Genomic DNA, 20,864 nt, shown 5'->3' with positions numbered 1-20,864 from the left:
TTGTCAGCCTCCGAAAAATCCCTATACTGCGCCTCCACTGACACGGCACAACGGCTTACAAACCGGCCCGTCAGGCAGACGAAAGCGAAAATAAACGCTTGACTCTGCAGGAGGAAAGCGTAATATACGCCACCTCGCAACAGCAGGCTCAGCCGCTCGTTGCACGCTCTTTAACAATTTATCAGACAATCTGTGTGGGCACTCGCAGGATTGATATCTCAGCATCTCCGGATGCAAAAAAATATCAAGCCTTAAAGTGACCAGACAGTAATTCATTATGAATTATGTGAATGTAATCTTTGAGCACCGCTTACAGATGTAAGCAAATCAAGCTTTTAATTGAAGAGTTTGATCATGGCTCAGATTGAACGCTGGCGGCAGGCCTAACACATGCAAGTCGAGCGGCAGCGGAAAGTAGCTTGCTACTTTGCCGGCGAGCGGCGGACGGGTGAGTAATGTCTGGGAAACTGCCTGATGGCGGGGGATAACCACTGGAAACGGTGGCTAATACCGCATAACGTCGCAAGACCAAAGAGGGGGACCTTCGGGCCTCTTGCCATCAGATGTGCCCAGATGGGATTAGCCAGTTGGTGAGGTAACGGCTCACCAAAGCGACGATCCCTAGCTGGTCTGAGAGGATGACCAGCCACACTGGAACTGAGACACGGTCCAGACTCCTACGGGAGGCAGCAGTGGGGAATATTGCACAATGGGCGCAAGCCTGATGCAGCCATGCCGCGTGTATGAAGAAGGCCTTCGGGTTGTAAAGTACTTTCAGCGGGGAGGAAGGCGGTGCGGTTAATAACCGCGCCGATTGACGTTACCCGCAGAAGAAGCACCGGCTAACTCCGTGCCAGCAGCCGCGGTAATACGGAGGGTGCAAGCGTTAATCGGAATTACTGGGCGTAAAGCGCACGCAGGCGGTCTGTCAAGTCGGATGTGAAATCCCCGGGCTCAACCCGGGAACTGCATCCGAAACTGGCAGGCTAGAGTCTTGTAGAGGGGGGTAGAATTCCAGGTGTAGCGGTGAAATGCGTAGAGATCTGGAGGAATACCGGTGGCGAAGGCGGCCCCCTGGACAAAGACTGACGCTCAGGTGCGAAAGCGTGGGGAGCAAACAGGATTAGATACCCTGGTAGTCCACGCCGTAAACGATGTCGACTTGGAGGTTGTGCCCTTGAGGCGTGGCTTCCGGAGCTAACGCGTTAAGTCGACCGCCTGGGGAGTACGGCCGCAAGGTTAAAACTCAAATGAATTGACGGGGGCCCGCACAAGCGGTGGAGCATGTGGTTTAATTCGATGCAACGCGAAGAACCTTACCTACTCTTGACATCCAGAGAACTTGCCAGAGATGGCTTGGTGCCTTCGGGAACTCTGAGACAGGTGCTGCATGGCTGTCGTCAGCTCGTGTTGTGAAATGTTGGGTTAAGTCCCGCAACGAGCGCAACCCTTATCCTTTGTTGCCAGCGAGTAATGTCGGGAACTCAAAGGAGACTGCCAGTGATAAACTGGAGGAAGGTGGGGATGACGTCAAGTCATCATGGCCCTTACGAGTAGGGCTACACACGTGCTACAATGGCGCATACAAAGAGAAGCGACCTCGCGAGAGCAAGCGGACCTCATAAAGTGCGTCGTAGTCCGGATCGGAGTCTGCAACTCGACTCCGTGAAGTCGGAATCGCTAGTAATCGTGGATCAGAATGCCACGGTGAATACGTTCCCGGGCCTTGTACACACCGCCCGTCACACCATGGGAGTGGGTTGCAAAAGAAGTAGGTAGCTTAACCTCCGGGAGGGCGCTTACCACTTTGTGATTCATGACTGGGGTGAAGTCGTAACAAGGTAACCGTAGGGGAACCTGCGGTTGGATCACCTCCTTACCTGAAAGATACGTTCCGCGCAGTGTCCACACAGATTGTCTGATAGAAGTAAATGAGCAAGCGATATCCTGCAACACAGGATCATTCGTGTCCCCATCGTCTAGAGGCCCAGGACACTGCCCTTTCACGGCTGTAACAGGGGTTCGAATCCCCTTGGGGACGCCATCTCCGGTAATGTGTGAAAGACATTACCAACGAATATCTTAAAACTGACTTTTACAGTCGGCTTTAAGATATTGCTCTTTAAAAATCCGGAACAAGCTGAAAATTGAAACGACACACTGTGTCTGTTCTCCGTAACAGGAACAGATAAGCGGTGTGTCCGAGTCTCTCAACTTTTCACAACAGACGGGTGTGTCTCACGAGACACCTTCGGGTTGTGAGGTTAAGCGACCAAGCGTACACGGTGGATGCCCTGGCAGTCAGAGGCGATGAAGGACGTGCTAATCTGCGATAAGCGCCGGTAAGGTGATATGAACCGTTATACCCGGCGATTTCCGAATGGGGAAACCCAGTGCAATCCGTTGCACTATCGTTAAGTGAATACATAGCTTAACGAAGCGAACCGGGGGAACTGAAACATCTAAGTACCCCGAGGAAAAGAAATCAACCGAGATTCCCCCAGTAGCGGCGAGCGAACGGGGAACAGCCCAGAACCAGCATCAGTCTGTGTGTCAGTGGAAGCGTCTGGAAAAGCGCAGGGTACAGGGTGATACTCCCGTACACAAAGACACACTTACTGTGAGTTCGACGAGTAGGGCGGGACACGTGGTATCCTGTCTGAATATGGGGGGACCATCCTCCAAGGCTAAATACTCCTGACTGACCGATAGTGAACCAGTACCGTGAGGGAAAGGCGAAAAGAACCCCGGCGAGGGGAGTGAAACAGAACCTGAAACCGTGTACGTACAAGCAGTGGGAGCCTCTTTTATGGGGTGACTGCGTACCTTTTGTATAATGGGTCAGCGACTTATATTCTGTAGCAAGGTTAACCGTATAGGGGAGCCGCAGGGAAACCGAGTCTTAACTGGGCGTTAAGTTGCAGGGTATAGACCCGAAACCCGGTGATCTAGCCATGGGCAGGTTGAAGGTTGGGTAACACTAACTGGAGGACCGAACCGACTAATGTTGAAAAATTAGCGGATGACCTGTGGCTGGGGGTGAAAGGCCAATCAAACCGGGAGATAGCTGGTTCTCCCCGAAAGCTATTTAGGTAGCGCCTCGTGAATTCATCTCCGGGGGTAGAGCACTGTTTCGGCTAGGGGGCCATCCCGGCTTACCAACCCGATGCAAACTGCGAATACCGGAGAATGTTATCACGGGAGACACACGGCGGGTGCTAACGTCCGTCGTGAAGAGGGAAACAACCCAGACCGCCAGCTAAGGTCCCAAAGTCATGGTTAAGTGGGAAACGATGTGGGAAGGCACAGACAGCCAGGATGTTGGCTTAGAAGCAGCCATCATTTAAAGAAAGCGTAATAGCTCACTGGTCGAGTCGGCCTGCGCGGAAGATGTAACGGGGCTAAACCATGCACCGAAGCTGCGGCAGCGACGCTTATGCGTTGTTGGGTAGGGGAGCGTTCTGTAAGCCGTTGAAGGTGGCCTGTGAGGGCTGCTGGAGGTATCAGAAGTGCGAATGCTGACATAAGTAACGATAAAGCGGGTGAAAAGCCCGCTCGCCGGAAGACCAAGGGTTCCTGTCCAACGTTAATCGGGGCAGGGTGAGTCGACCCCTAAGGCGAGGCCGAAAGGCGTAGTCGATGGGAAACAGGTTAATATTCCTGTACTCGGTGTCACTGCGAAGGGGGGACGGAGAAGGCTATGTCGGCCGGGCGACGGTTGTCCCGGTTTAAGCGTGAAGGTGTGAGGACCAGGCAAATCCGGTCTTCTTTAACACTGAGGCGTGATGACGAGGCACCACGGTGCTGAAGTGACAAATGCCACACTTCCAGGAAAAGCCTCTAAGCTCCAGGTGACACAGAATCGTACCCCAAACCGACACAGGTGGTCAGGTAGAGAATACCAAGGCGCTTGAGAGAACTCGGGTGAAGGAACTAGGCAAAATGGTGCCGTAACTTCGGGAGAAGGCACGCTGGCGCGTAGGTGAAGCGGTTTACCCGTGGAGCTGAAGCCAGTCGAAGATACCAGCTGGCTGCAACTGTTTATTAAAAACACAGCACTGTGCAAACACGAAAGTGGACGTATACGGTGTGACGCCTGCCCGGTGCCGGAAGGTTAATTGATGGGGTTAAGCGCAAGCTGAAGCTCCTGATCGAAGCCCCGGTAAACGGCGGCCGTAACTATAACGGTCCTAAGGTAGCGAAATTCCTTGTCGGGTAAGTTCCGACCTGCACGAATGGCGTAATGATGGCCAGGCTGTCTCCACCCGAGACTCAGTGAAATTGAAATCGCTGTGAAGATGCAGTGTACCCGCGGCAAGACGGAAAGACCCCGTGAACCTTTACTACAGCTTGACACTGAACACTGGTCCTTGATGTGCAGGATAGGTGGGAGGCTTTGAAGCGCGGACGCCAGTCTGCGTGGAGCCATCCTTGAAATACCACCCTTTAATGGCTGGTGTTCTAACGTGGACCCGTTACCCGGGTTGCGGACAGTGTCTGGTGGGTAGTTTGACTGGGGCGGTCTCCTCCTAAAGCGTAACGGAGGAGCACGAAGGTCAGCTAATCACGGTCGGACATCGTGAGGTTAGTGCAAAGGCATAAGCTGGCTTGACTGCGAGAGTGACGGCTCGAGCAGGTGCGAAAGCAGGTCTTAGTGATCCGGTGGTTCTGCATGGAAGGGCCATCGCTCAACGGATAAAAGGTACTCCGGGGATAACAGGCTGATACCGCCCAAGAGTTCATATCGACGGCGGTGTTTGGCACCTCGATGTCGGCTCATCACATCCTGGGGCTGAAGTAGGTCCCAAGGGTATGGCTGTTCGCCATTTAAAGTGGTACGCGAGCTGGGTTTAGAACGTCGTGAGACAGTTCGGTCCCTATCTGCCGTGGGCGCTGGAGAATTGAGGGGGGCTGCTCCTAGTACGAGAGGACCGGAGTGGACGCATCACTGGTGTTCGGGTTGTCATGCCAATGGCACTGCCCGGTAGCTAAATGCGGAAGAGATAAGCGCTGAAAGCATCTAAGCGCGAAACTTGCCCCGAGATGAATTCTCCCTGACCCTTCAAGGGTCCTGAAGGAACGTTGAAGACGACGACGTTGATAGGCTGGGTGTGTAAGTGCAGCGATGCATTGAGCTAACCAGTACTAATGATCCGTGAGGCTTAACCTTACAACACCGAAGGTGTTTTGGTGAGAGACGATTTAATTTTCAGCGATGTTCAGGATTGACGCCGGTGGTCACGTGTTTAAGGTGACGGTCAGCGGTACAGAATATGCCTGGCGGCAACAGCGCGGTGGTCCCACCTGACCCCATGCCGAACTCAGAAGTGAAACGCCGTAGCGCCGATGGTAGTGTGGGGTCTCCCCATGCGAGAGTAGGGAACTGCCAGGCTCCAAACAAAGACAGGGCCCCGTGCGAAAGCACGGGGCCTTTTCTTGCTTACTACTCGGGCAATCCATTCTGATTTTTGCAAAAAAACTCCCTTCTGCCAGGCTAAAAGGAACTTTTACTCCCTGGAGAGCATCCCTTGCCCAAGCGCGAATTTGACTATCAGCAGGCTTTTTCAGATATCGATTTTCGTAAGCAGCCGGAACGCTATCAGGTTGGTCGGGGAGAGCAGGGCGTATTGCTGGTAGAACCTTATAAAAGTGAAATCCTGCCGTTCTGGCGCTTTAAAGATCCCGAAACCGCAACGCAGTCAGCGGAAAAAATCTATCAGCTCTTTGAAAATTATCGCCAGGCCGACGATTTCGTTGGTATGGATATGGCGCGTAAGTTTATCCAGATGGGTTATACCAGAGCCCGACGTTACGCGAACCATAAAGGCGGCCGTAAATATGATGCTCAGGGTAAAGAGCTGCCGCGAGGTAACGATCCGATAAAGGCTGATTCAGCCCGGATCTTTAAAGATTACTGGGATCGGCTGCGTGGCGATGAAGACTACATCCGCCGTAAAAAAGCGCATCAACAAAAGTGGGGCTAAATATACCGCCTCTGGCCGCGCAATATTTCCTGTCACTTGCAAGAAACTACAACTCTTCTCACAAAACATGTTAATAGAATGATTGGTAACTGTTAATGAGAAGCCATCAAATTAGTACCCTGCTTTACTATAACACGGGCTGATTGCCCCCTATGGAAAACAGGAGAATATTATAATGACAGAAACAGCCGTACCTGAAGATAAATCCGCTCTGACTTCGGGCGATACACGCCGTCGTATCTGGGCCATTGTTGGTGCCTCGTCGGGGAACCTGGTTGAGTGGTTCGATTTTTACGTTTACTCATTCTGCTCCCTTTATTTTGCCCATATTTTCTTTCCTTCCGGTAATACCACAACACAACTTCTTCAGACTGCGGGCGTTTTTGCGGCCGGTTTTTTAATGCGTCCGATTGGCGGCTGGCTGTTTGGCTACATCGCTGATAAGCACGGGCGAAAAACCTCATTGTTAATCTCTGTATGTATGATGTGCTTTGGCTCTCTGGTTATTGCCTGCCTGCCGGGCTACACCGCAATTGGGACATGGGCACCAGCGCTTCTCTTGCTGGCGCGCTTATTCCAGGGATTATCCGTTGGCGGTGAATACGGTACGAGCGCGACCTATATGAGCGAAGTCGCCGTTGAAGGACGAAAAGGTTTTTATGCCTCCTTTCAGTATGTGACGCTAATCGGAGGACAGCTTTTGGCGTTGCTGGTCGTGGTTGTGCTTCAGCAGGTTTTAAGTGAGGGCGAGCTGCGCAGCTGGGGCTGGCGAATACCTTTCGCTCTCGGCGCCGTGTTAGCTGTTGTTGCCCTGTACCTGCGCCGCTCGCTGAATGAGACATCGGATAAGGCAACCCGCAACCACAAAGATGCAGGCACGCTGGCTGGGCTGTGGAAGAATCGCCGTGCCTTTATGATGGTTCTGGGCTTTACCGCCGCCGGCTCGCTCAGCTTTTACACCTTCACGACGTATATGCAGAAGTATCTGGTAAATACCGCAGGCATGCATGCTAACGTGGCAAGTGCGATCATGACCTTTGCCCTGTTCATTTTTATGCTGATGCAGCCGCTGTTTGGCGCCCTCTCCGACAAGATTGGCCGCCGCACGTCAATGTTATGTTTTGGTAGCCTTGCGGCGATTGTGACGGTACCTGTGCTCACCGCTTTGCAGAATATTAGCTCACCTTACGCGGCGTTTGGGCTGGTCATGCTGGCGATGCTGGTCGTAAGTTTCTACACCTCGATAAGCGGCATCCTTAAAGCAGAGATGTTTCCGCCAGAGGTTCGCGCTCTGGGAGTGGGGCTTTCCTACGCCGTAGCGAATGCGCTATTCGGCGGCTCTGCCGAATATGTCGCGCTCTCGCTCAAATCAATGGGCATGGAGACGGCATTCTTCTGGTACGTTTCAACCATGGGCGCGGTGGCTTTCCTGGTATCGCTGATGCTGCATCGGAAAGGGAAAGGTATCAAACTTTAGTATTCGGCCAGCCGCCACATTGCATAGCCGGTGGCCGCACCGGCTATGTCCCAGCTGAAGTCCTTCCAGCTCCAGCCGCTTCCCGTGGGGCGGCTATCCCATAGCTCTTTCGATGCGCCAAGGCTTACTGAAAAAAGAAAACCAAAGTTTGCGCTGCGTGAATTGCTCAGGCCTTGCCGTTGCCCATACTCATTGCCTGCGGCGGCGAGAATAGCCGACGCCATAAAATGTTGAGCTTTGTCCTGGCCATGCCACCGATCCTGAGCCATATGGCTGCAGCCGCTTAAGAGAAATATTGCCGGTAAGATTATCCTTTGCATCTTCATCCTCGCCAATAAAAAAGCCCTGCGAAGCAGGGCCTTAATTATAGATGAATCAGAGAATACGACTTATCAGCCTGTCGATGCGAATACGGCGCAGACGCCGAATCAACTTACGGACTTTTACCGGATATTCGGCAATGCTTTGCAGGTCGCGATAGTGCTTTACTACCGTTGTATGAGTGCGGATCAGTTCCAGTTCGCGGAGGCGAAGCGGCGCCAGCTCCTGTTTCGGATCGTGGATCAACAGCGCGTTTTCCAGATCTAAACGCCACGCCCGCGGGTTTAGATTATTTCCGGTAAGCAGCATCCACTCGTCATCAACCCACATGCCTTTCAGGTGATAGCTGTTATCCTCGTCTTTCCACAGGCGAACGATAAGTTGCCCGCTATTTACGTAATACTGCAGGCGGCTCAGGAAGCGACGCAGATTGATTTCGTACAGATAAGGCAGGGCCCCGATGATCTTAAAGGGCTCATCTTCGGGAATATAAAAGTCGTTAGCGGTTTTGTCGCCAACGATAATTTCCACCTGTTTGCCGTCGCGCAGCAGCTGAATAATATTACGCACCAGCACCGCGGGCAGGTTAAAATAAGGCGTACAGATAACCAGCTTTTGCTCTGTGCAGGGCATGAGATGGAAGATGGTTTTATTGAGCAAGCTGGTTTTGCCAAGCCCGACCAGCGGCGTAACGGAAAGCTGCTCGTTGTCGGCGTTGCCCTGAAAATGGAACGCGGCGTCGCGTAGCTCCTGGCGGAACAGGCGAATGTCGTTTTTGATTTCCGGACTCTTTGGACGATGCGGGATATCAAGACGATGTACTGCCCGGCCGTGCACCAGATACTGATTTACCCAGGCATACATCACATCTGCAAGCTGTGGATTACCAACGATCTGATAGCGGTCATAGCGATATTTGTCATGCTGATGCAGATAAACGTCGTTCAGGCTGGCGCCGCTGTAAATGACGCAGTCATCAATGATGAAGCCTTTAAAATGTAATACGCCAAGCGCTTCACGAGTATTAACGGGCACGCCATACACAGGAATATCCACGCCGGGATAGCGCTCTGACATGCGGTGATACCAGTCAGCATTGGTGTCGGTTGCGGCCGCGCCGATACGGCCACGCTGCGCGCGGTGCCAGTCGACTAAAACCGTTGCTTCAATTTCCGGGCGTTTTTGCTTTGCTTCATAGAGTGCGGAAAGAATGCCGTTGCCGCCATCATCCTGCTCCAGGTACAGCGCGACAATACAAACGCGGTACGTTGCGCTGGCAATTTTTTGCAGCAAGGCTTCGCGGAAGTCCGCAGGGGAGAAAAGGGTCTCTACATCATCAACTGACTGAGAAAGCTTTGGTAACTGGGCAAGGTGTTGTTGATGTTTATTACGCTTAAATTTAGACAACATCACAGTGCATATCTTCTCTATTCATTGGATGGCCTTCTGCAAAATCCAGACGTCAGAACTTGCTGATAATACCACTACTGCCCCGCAAAGTGAGTAAGTTTTCCAGTACCTTACTCACGAACCTACGCTTTTTACCAGGGGCAAAGTCAGGCTAACGATACCATCTTCAAGCTGTATGTCGACTGCAAATCCCAGTTTTCGGGCAAGCGTAACCATGCCCCGATTGTTCGGCATCGTGATGCCGTTTAGCCTTTGAAGGCCGTGAGCGCTGGTATAGGCAATCAGCTTTTCCATTAATCGACGGCCCAGCCCCAGGCCTTTTAAATCAGAGCGTACCAGCACCGCAAACTCGGCATCGATATTATCGGGATCTGAAATGGCTCGCGTGACACCCAGAATTTCATCCCGATTGTCTTGTCGACGCACCGCAACAAAGGCCATTTCCCGATCGTAGTCGATCTGGGTCATGTTGGCTAAATCTTCGTGGGTAAATTCGTTTATCTCGCTGAAATAGCGATAATAAAGATCTTCTTTGGTCACCTGAGCGATAAACTGCCGGAGCTCGGGCTCATCTTCAGGCAGGATCGGGCGAAACAAACAGCTGTTGCCATCCTTGAGAACGACTTTTTCTTCCAGCTGATGGGGATAGGGGCGTACAGCAAGGCGTGCATCAGGATCGCCCTCGAAAGGCGCCAGCTGCAACGTAACATCCAGCAAGGTGAACTCATTTCCTGAGGCCAGCAGAGGATGAATATCCAGACGGTGGATCTCCGGGCAGTCAACGATCAGATCGGAAACCTGCACCAGCACCTGGCTGATGCCTGGAATATCAAGCGGGCGCAGGGCGCTGCGGCCGCGGATCTTGCCGCTTTTTATCGCCTGAATAACCAGATAGCGGGCGAGATTCATGTTAAGCGGAGGCAGGGCGACGACGGCCTGCTGGTCCGGGCGCCACTCAATGCCTCCCTCACCGAGCATAATCAACGGCCCGAATACAGGATCCTGCTCCACCACCACGCGTAATTCCTGAGCGCCAGCGCGGTTTGCCATGCTTTGCACCAGTAAGCCGTGTATGCGCGCCTGCGGCCAGGTCATTTTTACGCGATCGATAATGGCGTTTGCCGCCTGCTGAACCTCGCTTGCCGTACGTAAATAAAGCATTACGCCCTGAACTTCCGATTTATGCGGGATATCAGGCGAGCGCAACTTCAAGGCTACCGGATAGCCAATCTGTTCGGCGATATGTACCGCTTCGGCACTGTCGCCGGCAATCCAGGTCGGCAGCGTATTCAGGCCATACGCCTGTAAAATGGGTCGCACTTCGTGAGTATCAAGCGAGGTTGCTCCTTCATGGACGGCCTGCTGGATAAGCCGATGCGCATCGCTGGCATTAGCCGCAAGGTTGGCTGGCAGGGCGGGGGTTTCGCGCAGCTGCTTCTGGTTTCTGCGGTATTCAACCATATGCATGAACGCCGTCACCGTACCTTCAGGGGTGCGATAAGTAGGTATACCCGCATCGCTGAAAAGCCGCCGTGCTTCCTGCGAAGAGAATTCGCCGCACCAGTTGGTGATTATTGTGACGTATTTTCCCCGCGGATGGCGGCGCAGGAGTTCAATCAGCTTGGCCGCACTTTCCGTTCCGGGAGCCGCGGCGCTGGGAGCGTGAATAATCATTAACGCATCGAACTCCTGGCTGTCGAGCAGCGCTTCAACCGCGCGCAGATAGCGGTCGGGCGTTGCATCATCACGTAAATCCAGAGGATTGCCGCTTTCGACGCTAACGGGTAAGACGCCCTGCAGCCTCGCCAGCGTTTCTTCGCTTAACGAGGCCAGTTTGCCATTACGTAGCCATAGCTCGTCCAGCGCAAGAGCCGCAGGAGCCGCCCCGTTACTGATAATCATTAATCTCTCGCCGCGCAGCGGGCGCATATGGCTCAGGGTTTCTACCGCGGAAAAGAGTTCATGCGTATCCTGCACGCGCAGCAGGCCGGCGCGTTGAATCGCCGCATCCCAGGCTGAGTCAAGGCCGGGGTGCGTTTTCAGCAAAGCCTGCGCTTTGGCGCTACGGCCGCTTTTAATCACCAGCACAGGTTTATTGCGTGAAGCGCTTCGCGCGGCTGAAACAAAGCGACGCGCATCGCTGAGATGTTCGAGATAAAGCAGAATGGCGCTGGTTTTGGTATCGCGCGCCAGGTAGTCGAGCAATTCATCCACGTCGATATCCAGGCTGTCGCCGAGCGCGATAAACCAGGAGAAGCCCATTTCACGCTGCTGCGCCCAGTCCAGAATCGTATTAGAGACGGCGGCGGATTGTGAAATAAACGCCAGTTTGCCTTTCAGAATGGGGACCGGGGAAAAACTGGCGTTCAGGCCCTGCCACGGAGCAAGCAAACCCAGGCTGTTAGGGCCAAGTAATCGTATCTGCCAGCGGTTCGCGCAGGCTAACAGCTCAGGCAGTTGTTCCGGCGAAGCGGAGAGAATAATGCACGCCTTACAGCCCTTTTCACCGAGGGCCTGCAGTAACGCAAGGTTACGTTTTGAATGCGTACAGATCACCGCGAGATCGGGAGGAAAAGGCAGGCTGGGAATATCAGGCCAGGCAAGGACGCCGCAAACGGCCTGATAGACCGGCGTGACCGGCATAACGGGACCATTAAATCCCCCGGCCAGCAGGTTGCGCATCATCAGAAAACCGGCGCGATCGGTTTTCGCTGAGGCCCCGATAACGGCGATCGATTTGGGGCGCAGCAGCGCCTCCAGCCCACGTTGACTCATTGCTCTCTCCCCTGAGATATATCTACGTGAGTTTAAACGCTTTCTGGCTCCGCTGCTGTGACGCTGCCCTGATGATGGGGTTTACCTGCCAGATAGCGTTCGCGGAAAAGGGTGAAGTGTTCCGTTAAGCCAACAGAAGCTTGCTTATCGCCCGCCTGTTCCAGCAGCGCCGCTGCGACTTCGGCGGTACAGTATTGTCCGTCAACGCTTGCGATCCGCAGGCGGTAGGCCGATGAGATGCTTAAATCTACGGAGATGACGGGCAGCGCATCCAGCCACGGACTTTTGCGAAACATTTTACGCGCTTCGGTCCAGGTTCCGTCGAGCATGATAAACAGCGGTGGTTTGCCGGTAAGAGGTGGCTCGGTTAGCACCGCTCTACCTTCATCGGCATAGGAAGCAGGAAAAACGACCATCGGCTGGTAGTCGGGATCGGCTACTAAATCGAGCAGCGCCTGGGGCGGTTCGGTGCGCGACCACTGGAACGCCGCCGTATCCGGAAGAATATCGGCGATCAGACGGCCGGTATTGCTTGGCTTCATTGGCTCCGTATCGAACATTACCAGGCAAAACCGGCTACGCGCGGGCTGCGGCTGCAGCGAATCGCACAGGCAAAGTTTCAGCGGCAAAAGGCAACGCTGGCAACGGCGTATACGGTTACCACGGGCAAGAAACGGGCGGGTAGCGCGCGCCAGACGTTCAGCGCGAAGAAGAAGAACAGCGTTTTCAGTCATCAGGATACGTAAGTAAAAACGCCATTCTAACGTAGATAACCAAGGGGAGCACAGGAATCGTGCTCCCCTTGAACGATCAGAGGTTTTCGTTCAGCCAGCCGTCAAAAGGCGCTTTCGGCATCGCCCCGTTTAACATATCCACCATCTCGCCTTGCTTAAAGATCATGATGGTCGGAATGCTGCGAATACGGAAGCGAGCGCTCAGGGCCGGTTCTGCTTCGGTATTGACCTTAACAAAGCGAACCTTGCCGCTACGTTCTTCGGCTACGTCCTCAAAAATAGGGGCGAAGTTAACGCACGGGCCGCACCAGGGCGCCCAGAAGTCAACGACGACCGGCAGATCGTCTTTCAGCAGCCGATCCAGCGTATCGCCGGTGGCGTTAATGACTTCGCCATCAAAGAGTTCGTGGCCGCAGCGCCCACATTTTGCAACGTCGTCAATACGGTCGTCAGGAATGCGATTAATAGCCTGGCAGGCGGCACAAACGGTATTCATAACTAACCTCTAAAGGTGTGTTGTCAGGAGATCGGCGTGAATAACCGATAATGTTTCTAATATGTTAAAGAGTATCGGCGATTAATCCGGTGTCAACAAAGCGATTTATTCGATGGTTACAATAGTTATTAGCTTTTGACCAAAGTTAATGGCTAAGCGGTGTCACATCGGGTAATCTGCGCGCCACGCGCTCAGCCAGGTGGAGAGAAGAATGAACGACGAATTTAAAAGTAAGAGCGGCAAGGTCAAAGTGATGTATGTCCGCAGTGACGATGACAGCGAAAAGCGCAGCCAAAACCCGCGTACTGGTAAAGGTGGTGGGCGTGCGTCAGCTCCGTCACGTGGTGAGGGCGGACATCGCCCACGTCGCGATGATAAGCCTGGCGCCGGGCGCGAGTGGGGTCGTAGTGACGATCGTGAAGACCGCGGTGGTTCACCATGGCGTACGGTTTCCCGTCCCCCACGTGCGGAAGAGTCAACAACGCCGGATCAGGATGGTAGCGGCACTAAGAGCTTTGTAGACCCGGAAGTGATCCGCCGTCAGCGTGCAGAAGAGACCCGGGTTTACGGTGAGAACGCCTGCCAGGCGCTGTTCCAGAGCCGTCCGGACTGTATCGTACGCGCCTGGTTTATCCAGAGCGTCACGCCGCGTTTCAAAGAGGCGCTGCGCTGGATGGCCGCTAACCGTAAAGCCTACCATGTGGTAGACGATGCGGAGCTGGTTAAAGCATCCGGTACTGAGCACCACGGCGGCGTTTGCTTCCTGATCAAAAAACGCAGCGGGATCGACGTGCAGAGCTGGCTGTCTCAGGCAGGCGAGGATGATTGCGTTCTGGCGCTGGAAGATATCGGCAACCCGCATAACCTCGGCGGTATTATGCGTAGCTGCGCGCATTTCGGCGTGAAAGGCCTGCTGGTGCAGGATGCTTCGCTGCTGGAATCCGGTGCTGCGGTGCGTACTGCAGAAGGCGGCGCCGAGCACGTTCAGGCTATCAGCGGTAAGACCTTTACCGATGGCCTTGAGCAATTCCGTAAAGCGGGTTATGCCGTTGTCACCACTTCCAGCCATAAAGGAACGCCGCTGTTTAAAGCTGAGCTACCGAAGAAAATGGTGCTGGTGCTGGGGCAGGAACGCGAAGGCGTAACGGAAGCCACTTTTGAAAACGCCGATATGAGCATTGCCATTGACGGTACCGGCAACGTTGAAAGCCTGAACGTTTCTGTGGCAACCGGCGTGCTGCTCGCCGAGTGGTGGCGTCAGAATAAAGCGTAATCGGCCTTAGCGGTTCGTAATAAAAAGCCAGCTCAATAAAGCTGGCTTTTTTATGCTTACCGATCCGGAAGCTTCGGCGACCAGTCGATCGGCGCAGCACCGCGCTCTATGAGATATTCATTGGTTTTAGCAAAATGCCCGCAGCCGAGGAAGCCGCGGTGTGCGGAAAGCGGCGAAGGATGCGGCGCCTGCAAAACATAATGGCGTTTACGATCGATAATGCTGCCTTTTTTCTGCGCGTGCGATCCCCACAGGAGAAACACCACGCCTTCACAATGCTGGTTAATCAGCGCAATGACTTTATCAGTGAAAGTTTCCCAGCCCAGGCGTGCGTGTGAATGCGCCTTGCCGGCTTCAACGGTTAACACCGTATTAAGCAGCATCACGCCCTGACGTGCCCAGCTTTCCAGATACCCATGGTCAGGCCGCACAAAATCCGGGAAATTATTTTGCAGCTCTTTGTATATATTGCCGAGCGACGGAGGAACAGCAACGCCGGGAAGCACAGAGAAAGCCAGACCGTGCGCCTGGCCCGGACCGTGGTAAGGGTCTTGTCCAAGGATCACCACTTTCACATCGCCAAGCTCCGTAAAGCGAAAGGCATTGAATACATCTTTTTGCGGCGGATAGACGGTAACGCCTGCCGCACGCTCATCGGCTACGGTATTAAGGGTATTAACGAAATAAGGTTGCTGCTTTTCTTCGGCCAGCACGTCGTGCCATGTGAGTGAGGTGGTCATGTCGCTCTCCTGCGAATCGTTATACTGACAGCTTAACTGCTTCTTTCCGCTAAGCAAAATTCACGGCGCCCCGGCACAAAAAAATTTGAATATTTACAAATTTTTTAATTGCACGTGCAGTGGCTAAGTTGATGTAAAACAAATAAATGATGAAGTAACCACAGTTAGCATAGGGATTATTTTGATTTAAATCAAAGTTTGCCGGCGATGGGGCTGGTATATAGATCATCAGCGCAACAAAGGTTTTACCAATGAGCCAGAATGTGGCCCAACAGAATCAGCAAAAATTAGCCCAAAGGGAGACATAATATGATTACTGGTATCCAGATTACAAAAGCCGCAAACGACGAACTTCTGAACTCTTTCTGGCTGCTCGACAGCGAAAAAGGCGAAGCGCGCTGCGTATGTGCGAAAGCAGGCTTTTCAGAAGATGAAGTGGTTGCCGTAAGTAAACTCGGTCAGTTTGAATACCGCGAAATTCCAATGGAAGTGAAACCTGAGGTTCGTGTGGAAGGCGGCCAGCATCTGAACGTGAACGTGCTGCGTCGTGAAACGCTGCAGGACGCGGTTGAGCATCCAGAAAAATATCCGCAGCTGACTATCCGTGTTTCTGGTTATGCCGTGCGTTTTAACTCTCTGACGCCAGAACAGCAGCGCGACGTAATCGCCCGCACCTTCACTGAAAGTCTGTAATCGCTAAAGAATGCAAAAGCCGGCTCAGCAATAAGTCGGCTTTTTTAACGGTTCGATAAAGTTTCAGGCTAAAACGGTTAAATCCCATATTTAACTTATAAAAAAACCGCCTCTCGGGAGGCGGTTTTTTGTTTGGCTGCTGAATTATTCCGCAGAATCAGATTTTGCTGCGCTCGGCTTACGGCGCTTACCGACGTTTTTCTTATCGCGGTGACGAACTTTTACACGCGGCTTTTCTTTCTCGTCTTTCTTTTTCTCTTCGCGCTTCGCAAGCACCTTCTTCGACGGTTTGCCGGTGATTTTTTCACCTGGCGCGCGGGTCGTTGGGCGCAGCTCATCAATCACTCGCAATTTTAGCGGCTCATTCATGTAGCGGGTAATTTTCCCCAACAGCAGATGATCGTGAGCTTCAACCAGAGAAATTGCCGTGCCCTTAAGGCCTGCACGCCCGGTACGACCGATACGGTGTAAGTAAGTATCGGCTGTGCGCGGCATATCAAAGTTGAACACGTGGCTGACTTCCGGGATATCGATTCCGCGCGCGGCAACGTCAGTGGCAACCAGCACGTTAACGCGCCCGTCCGTCAAACGTTTAATCGCTTCGGTGCGCTTCATCTGTACCATCTCGCCTTCGAGATAGCAGGTATTAATTCCAGCTTCGCGCAGCCAGGCGACCAGCTCATGCACACGCTCGCGCTTACGGACAAATACGATGGAGCGCGTCGTGTCCGGCTGTTGAAGCAGGTTCACCAGCAGCGCGGTTTTATGCACCACGTCATCGGCACGGTAATACCACTGGTGGATTTTCTTGCGCTCACGCGTGGATGACGTCGCCGAAACCTCAACAGGATCTTCCAGCAGACGCTCCGCAAAATTCTTAATCGCATCGCCTTCAAGCGTGGCGGAGAAAAGCATGGTCTGTTTACGCCAGCGAGTTTCGGCGGCGATAGTTTCAATATCCTGGGCAAAACCCAGATCCAGCATGCGATCGGCCTCATCGAGGATCAGCGTCTCGACCGCGCGGCAGTCAAAGTTTTCTTCTTTGATGTACTGCAGCAGGCGGCCGGTAGTGGCAACCACGATATCCTGATTCTCGCTGAAGACTTCAGCGTGGTTCATATAGGCGACGCCGCCGGTGATAGTGGCGATATCCAGATGCGTATGTTTCGCCAGTTCACGGGCGTGATCCGCCACCTGCATCGCCAGCTCGCGCGTTGGCGTAACGATCAAAATACGCGGCGGTCCAGATTTCTTACGTGGGAAGTCGATCAGATGCTGTAGCACTGGCAGCAAGTAGGCTGCGGTTTTACCGGTACCCGTTGGCGCAGAGCCAAGAACATCACGCCCCTCAAGCGCAGGAGGAATGGCGGCAGCCTGAATGGCTGTCGGGCGGGTAAAGCCCTTGTCCTGGAGCGCGTCCAAAAGGCTTTCGTCTAGTTCGAGTTCGGAAAAAGTGCTTACAGTCATGGTCTACCTCTATGTGGGGCGCCGATTATAGACGTTATGGCTGCGATCTTCATCTGTTAGTGTATCTAAGTGATGCTTTTCCTGGCACCGAGTTTCACTTATGCTACTGCGGTTTCTTTACAGGGTTAATAAGATGTCCAGGCAGAAAGCGCATTTGCGTCGTGACGGTTTCACGTTTAAGCAGTTTTTTATCGCACACGATCGCTGTGCAATGAAAGTCGGTACTGATGGGACTTTACTCGGCGCCTGGGCCCCGGTCGGCAGTGTCAAAAGCGTGCTGGACATCGGTACTGGCAGCGGTTTGCTGGCGCTGATGCTTGCACAACGCACGCCTGATGATGTCACCATCGATGCCGTGGAACTCGATCCCATCGCGGCTGAACAGGCGGCAGAAAACGCCAGCGGCTGCCGTTGGGCGTCCCGTATAAACGTACATTGCGCGGATATTCGCGAATGGGCTCAGCAGGCGACACAGCGCTATTCCCTTATCGTCAGCAATCCCCCTTTCTTCGAGCAGGGAAGCGCCTGTGCTTCTCCTGAACGCGCACAGGCTCGCTACACCACGACGCTTGATCATAGCGCGTTGCTGAGCAGTGCGGCGCAGCTCATTACCGAAGACGGTTTTTTCTGTGTGATCATGCCTGAAACGGCGGGTACGGCCTTTACGGAGCAGGCTAAAAAGCAGGGATGGTTTGTGCGTTATCGCACGGACGTTGCAGATAATGAAACCCGTTTACCTCACCGCGTGATGCTCGCGCTCTCGCCAACTGACGGTGAGTATTTTACCGAGCGCCTGGTCATTCGTGGGCCAGACCAGACCTGGTCTGAAGGCTACTGCGGTCTGACCCAGGATTTCTATTTGTTTATGTAAAGCGGGGAAAGGATGCTCGGCCCAGATGGCTCTGCAAGATCCGGGTAGTCGAGCGTGTAGTGCAATCCGCGGCTTTCCTTACGCATCATGGCGCAGCGCACAATCAGTTCCGCCACCTGCACAAGATTTCGCAGTTCCAGCAGGTTGTTGGAAACGCGGAAGTGCGCGTAATACTCATCGATTTCCTGTTGCAGCATGGTGATGCGGCGTAAAGCGCGCTCCAGGCGGCGCGTGGTACGCACAATTCCCACGTAATCCCACATAAATAACCGCAGCTCGTGCCAGTTATGTTGAATAACAACCTGCTCGTCCGGGTTGTCTACCCGGCTGTCATCCCAGTCCGGCAGGGATTTCGTTTCGCGGGCGAACGGTATGCGCTTGATAATATCTTCCGCAGCAGACCAGCCGTAAACCAGGCATTCCAGCAGCGAGTTCGAAGCCATGCGGTTGGCGCCATGCAGGCCGGTGTAGGTTACTTCGCCGATGGCATAAAGACCGTCAACGTCCGTGCGGCCATGCTCGTCAATCATCACGCCGCCGCAGGTATAATGCGCAGCTGGGACAACGGGCACAGGTTCTTTGGTCAAATCAATGCCCAGCCCCAGCAGCTTTTCATGGATGGTCGGGAAGTGGTGGCGGACGAACGCTTCCGGCTTGTGGCTGATATCAAGGTACATGCAATCCGCACCGAGGCGTTTCATCTCGTGGTCGATAGCGCGGGCGACGATATCGCGTGGGGCGAGTTCGCCGCGCTCGTCAAAATCGGGCATAAAACGCGTGCCGTCAGGACGCTTAAGATAAGCGCCTTCGCCGCGCAGCGCTTCCGTCAGTAAGAAATTACGCGCCTGCGGATGGAAAAGGGCGGTCGGGTGGAACTGGTTAAACTCCAGATTCGCCACGCGGCAGCCCGCGCGCCAGGCCATAGCGATACCGTCGCCGGAGGAAATATCCGGGTTAGTGGTATATTGATAAACTTTTGAAGCGCCGCCGGTGGCCAACACAACGGCCTTCGCGCGGCAGGTTTCCACCTTCTCGCGATTGCGATTCCAGACCCATGCGCCCACAACGCGGCGGGTTCCCGGCAGGCCAATCTTGTCAGAAACAATCAGGTCGACCGCGTTGCTGCGCTCAATGATGCGGATGTTCGGATGGTTCAGCGCCTTACCGACCAGCGTGGTTTCCACTTCTTTACCGGTTGCATCTGCCGCATGCAGGATGCGACGGTGGCTGTGGCCGCCTTCCCGGGTCAGATGATAGCTTTCCGATCCATTCGCCTGAATCTCTGTATCGAACAGCACGCCCTGATCGATAAGCCACTGCACGCAGTGGCGCGCGTTGCTTGCGACGAATTCCACCGCATCGCGCTCACAAATTCCTGCGCCTGCAATAAGCGTATCTTCCACATGCGAGTCGATGCTGTCGGTTTCATCGAACACCGCTGCGATACCGCCCTGAGCATAAAAGGTTGAGCCTTCGTTAACCGGGCCCTTACTCAGAACAATCACTTTGCAGCTTTGGGCGAGTCGCAAAGCAAGGGAGAGACCGGCAGCGCCGCTGCCGACGATCAGTACATCACAGGCAAGTTCGGAATCAGTGTTCATGATGTTTAATTTACTAAACAAGGGTTGCGCCAGCATAGCATCCGATGTGGACTGCAACACGCTTTTTTTCCAGGCGTGTTGTATGAACTAAACATCGGAGGCTTTTTAGATGTCGTTAAGCGCAAGGCGTCAGATAATGTAAAATTTGTGCGAAAGCGAGCGTTAGTTACAGATTTACTGATGAAAAATCGCCTTTCGTGCGATACTCTGCGTAGTGCTCTGTGGGTGGTTTTTCATAAAAACAGGGCGTAACCGTTTTGCGTAGCCGAACTTATAATCAACAAAAGATAATTCGCGAAACAGAACAGAAAAACAAAGGCGTAACGGAACTTTGCTCCATTCGGGCACTCAAACCCTGAGCTTGCTCATATTACAGAGTTCGGGTGGTTTTTCGATTACGCGTGGAAATTAGGTTTGGGGAGACATTACCTCGGATGAGCGAGCAGTTAACGGATCAGGTCCTTGTCGAACGGGTCCAAAAAGGAGATCAGAAGTCCTTCAATCTACTGGTAATTCGTTATCAGCATAAGGTGGCGAGTCTGGTTTCCCGTTATGTCCCGTCCGGGGACGTCCCGGATGTGGTACAGGAATCATTTATTAAAGCTTATCGCGCGCTGGATTCTTTCCGTGGCGATAGCGCGTTTTATACGTGGTTGTACCGCATTGCGGTCAACACGGCGAAAAATTATCTGGTTGCTCAGGGCAGGCGTCCACCGTCCAGCGATGTGGATGCAATAGAGGCTGAAAACTTCGAAAGCGGCAGCGCGCTGAAAGAAATTTCGAACCCTGAGAACTTAATGTTGTCTGAAGAATTGAGACAAATAGTTTTCCGTACTATTGAGTCGCTCCCCGAAGATTTACGCATGGCCATTACGCTGCGGGAGTTGGATGGTTTGAGCTATGAAGAAATAGCCGTCATCATGGACTGCCCGGTCGGCACAGTGCGATCGCGTATTTTCCGCGCGCGGGAAGCTATTGATAATAAAGTTCAACCGCTTATCAGGCGTTGACGATAGCGGGTT

15 protein-coding genes, 1 tRNA gene and 3 rRNA genes are annotated in these 20,864 nt (G+C 53.5%); 11 read left to right on the top strand and 8 right to left on the bottom strand.

All coding sequences use genetic code 11. The annotated features are described in order from the left end of the window. Positions 1 to 336 precede the first annotated feature (336 nt). The 6 genes from WLO31_RS15440 (at position 337) to WLO31_RS15415 (ending at position 7,461) form a co-directional block, all read left to right on the top strand. Positions 337 to 1,879, top strand: a 16S ribosomal RNA gene (locus WLO31_RS15440). A gap of 89 nt (positions 1,880 to 1,968) precedes the next feature. Then, positions 1,969 to 2,044, top strand: a tRNA-Glu gene (locus WLO31_RS15435). Between the two features lie 218 nt (positions 2,045 to 2,262). Next, positions 2,263 to 5,170: ribosomal RNA gene (locus WLO31_RS15430) — 23S ribosomal RNA — on the top strand. Between the two features lie 106 nt (positions 5,171 to 5,276). Further along, a 5S ribosomal RNA gene (gene rrf / locus WLO31_RS15425) occupies positions 5,277 to 5,392 on the top strand. Together the 16S, 23S and 5S rRNA genes with 1 tRNA gene alongside form the textbook arrangement of a ribosomal RNA operon. 136 nt (positions 5,393 to 5,528) lie before the next feature. Next, entirely contained in the window at positions 5,529 to 5,984 is a 456-nt protein-coding gene (locus WLO31_RS15420; protein ID WP_435927497.1) for a DUF4385 domain-containing protein, read from the top strand. 175 nt (positions 5,985 to 6,159) lie between these two features. Then, positions 6,160 to 7,461 carry an MFS transporter gene (locus WLO31_RS15415; RefSeq protein WP_435927496.1) on the top strand — a complete coding sequence of 434 codons (1,302 nt, stop codon included), beginning with the start codon at positions 6,160 to 6,162 and terminating at the stop codon, positions 7,459 to 7,461. On the opposite strand, the gene WLO31_RS15410 is transcribed toward WLO31_RS15415, so the two are convergent. The 5 genes from WLO31_RS15410 to trxC form a co-directional block, all read right to left on the bottom strand. Then, positions 7,458 to 7,781, bottom strand: a complete 324-nt coding sequence (locus WLO31_RS15410) for a YfiM family lipoprotein (protein ID WP_435927495.1) — start codon at positions 7,779 to 7,781, stop codon at positions 7,458 to 7,460. The genes WLO31_RS15415 and WLO31_RS15410 overlap by 4 nt on opposite strands. A gap of 55 nt (positions 7,782 to 7,836) precedes the next feature. After that, positions 7,837 to 9,192, bottom strand: coding sequence for a CDP-diacylglycerol--serine O-phosphatidyltransferase (pssA, locus tag WLO31_RS15405; RefSeq protein ID WP_435930631.1), 1,356 nt, complete (start codon positions 9,190 to 9,192; stop codon positions 7,837 to 7,839). A 114-nt stretch (positions 9,193 to 9,306) separates the two neighbouring features. Further along, positions 9,307 to 11,967 carry a bifunctional acetate--CoA ligase family protein/GNAT family N-acetyltransferase gene (locus WLO31_RS15400; protein WP_435927494.1) on the bottom strand — a complete coding sequence of 887 codons (2,661 nt, stop codon included), beginning with the start codon at positions 11,965 to 11,967 and terminating at the stop codon, positions 9,307 to 9,309. Positions 11,968 to 11,999: 32 nt separating this feature from the next. Further along, positions 12,000 to 12,701, bottom strand: coding sequence for a tRNA-uridine aminocarboxypropyltransferase (locus WLO31_RS15395; RefSeq protein ID WP_435927493.1), 702 nt, complete (start codon positions 12,699 to 12,701; stop codon positions 12,000 to 12,002). Positions 12,702 to 12,777: 76 nt separating this feature from the next. Continuing rightward, a complete protein-coding gene (gene trxC / locus WLO31_RS15390) occupies positions 12,778 to 13,197 on the bottom strand; it encodes a thioredoxin TrxC (RefSeq protein WP_435927492.1) in 420 nt (139 codons plus the stop codon). A gap of 211 nt (positions 13,198 to 13,408) precedes the next feature. Between trxC and WLO31_RS15385 the strand changes: the two genes are divergently transcribed. Next, on the top strand, positions 13,409 to 14,470 hold the full coding sequence (locus tag WLO31_RS15385) for a tRNA/rRNA methyltransferase (RefSeq protein ID WP_435927490.1): 1,062 nt from the start codon (positions 13,409 to 13,411) through the stop codon (positions 14,468 to 14,470). Positions 14,471 to 14,526: 56 nt separating this feature from the next. Here WLO31_RS15385 and ung read toward each other — a convergent pair whose 3' ends face one another. Beyond that, positions 14,527 to 15,210 carry a uracil-DNA glycosylase gene (gene ung, locus WLO31_RS15380; protein WP_435927488.1) on the bottom strand — a complete coding sequence of 228 codons (684 nt, stop codon included), beginning with the start codon at positions 15,208 to 15,210 and terminating at the stop codon, positions 14,527 to 14,529. Between the two features lie 309 nt (positions 15,211 to 15,519). Between ung and grcA the strand changes: the two genes are divergently transcribed. Beyond that, positions 15,520 to 15,903, top strand: coding sequence for an autonomous glycyl radical cofactor GrcA (grcA, locus tag WLO31_RS15375; RefSeq protein ID WP_435927486.1), 384 nt, complete (start codon positions 15,520 to 15,522; stop codon positions 15,901 to 15,903). Positions 15,904 to 16,047: 144 nt separating this feature from the next. Here the strand turns inward: grcA and srmB are convergent, their stop codons facing one another. Further along, positions 16,048 to 17,370 carry an ATP-dependent RNA helicase SrmB gene (srmB, locus tag WLO31_RS15370; RefSeq protein WP_435927484.1) on the bottom strand — a complete coding sequence of 441 codons (1,323 nt, stop codon included), beginning with the start codon at positions 17,368 to 17,370 and terminating at the stop codon, positions 16,048 to 16,050. 133 nt (positions 17,371 to 17,503) lie between these two features. On the opposite strand from srmB, the gene trmN reads away from it, so the two are divergent. Continuing rightward, positions 17,504 to 18,241: a tRNA(1)(Val) (adenine(37)-N(6))-methyltransferase TrmN gene (gene trmN, locus WLO31_RS15365; protein WP_435927483.1), complete on the top strand. Its 738-nt coding sequence runs from the start codon at positions 17,504 to 17,506 to the stop codon at positions 18,239 to 18,241. Here the strand turns inward: trmN and nadB are convergent. Further along, complete coding sequence (nadB, locus tag WLO31_RS15360; protein WP_435930630.1) at positions 18,226 to 19,842, bottom strand: L-aspartate oxidase; 1,617 nt, start codon at positions 19,840 to 19,842, stop codon at positions 18,226 to 18,228. The two genes, trmN and nadB, sit on opposite strands and share 16 nt — an antisense overlap. A 369-nt stretch (positions 19,843 to 20,211) precedes the next feature. On the opposite strand from nadB, the gene rseD reads away from it, so the two are divergent. Next, positions 20,212 to 20,280, top strand: coding sequence for a rpoE leader peptide RseD (rseD, locus tag WLO31_RS15355; RefSeq protein ID WP_435930629.1), 69 nt, complete (start codon positions 20,212 to 20,214; stop codon positions 20,278 to 20,280). Then, positions 20,277 to 20,852, top strand: coding sequence for an RNA polymerase sigma factor RpoE (gene rpoE / locus WLO31_RS15350; protein ID WP_435927482.1), 576 nt, complete (start codon positions 20,277 to 20,279; stop codon positions 20,850 to 20,852). The genes rseD and rpoE overlap by 4 nt, the downstream gene beginning before the upstream one ends. Positions 20,853 to 20,864 lie beyond the last annotated feature (12 nt).

The organism is Dryocola sharpae (assembly GCF_051307055.1).
In the GTDB taxonomy this organism is placed as follows: Bacteria; Pseudomonadota; Gammaproteobacteria; order Enterobacterales; family Enterobacteriaceae; genus Dryocola.
This window is presented reverse-complemented; position numbering and strand designations above follow the sequence as displayed.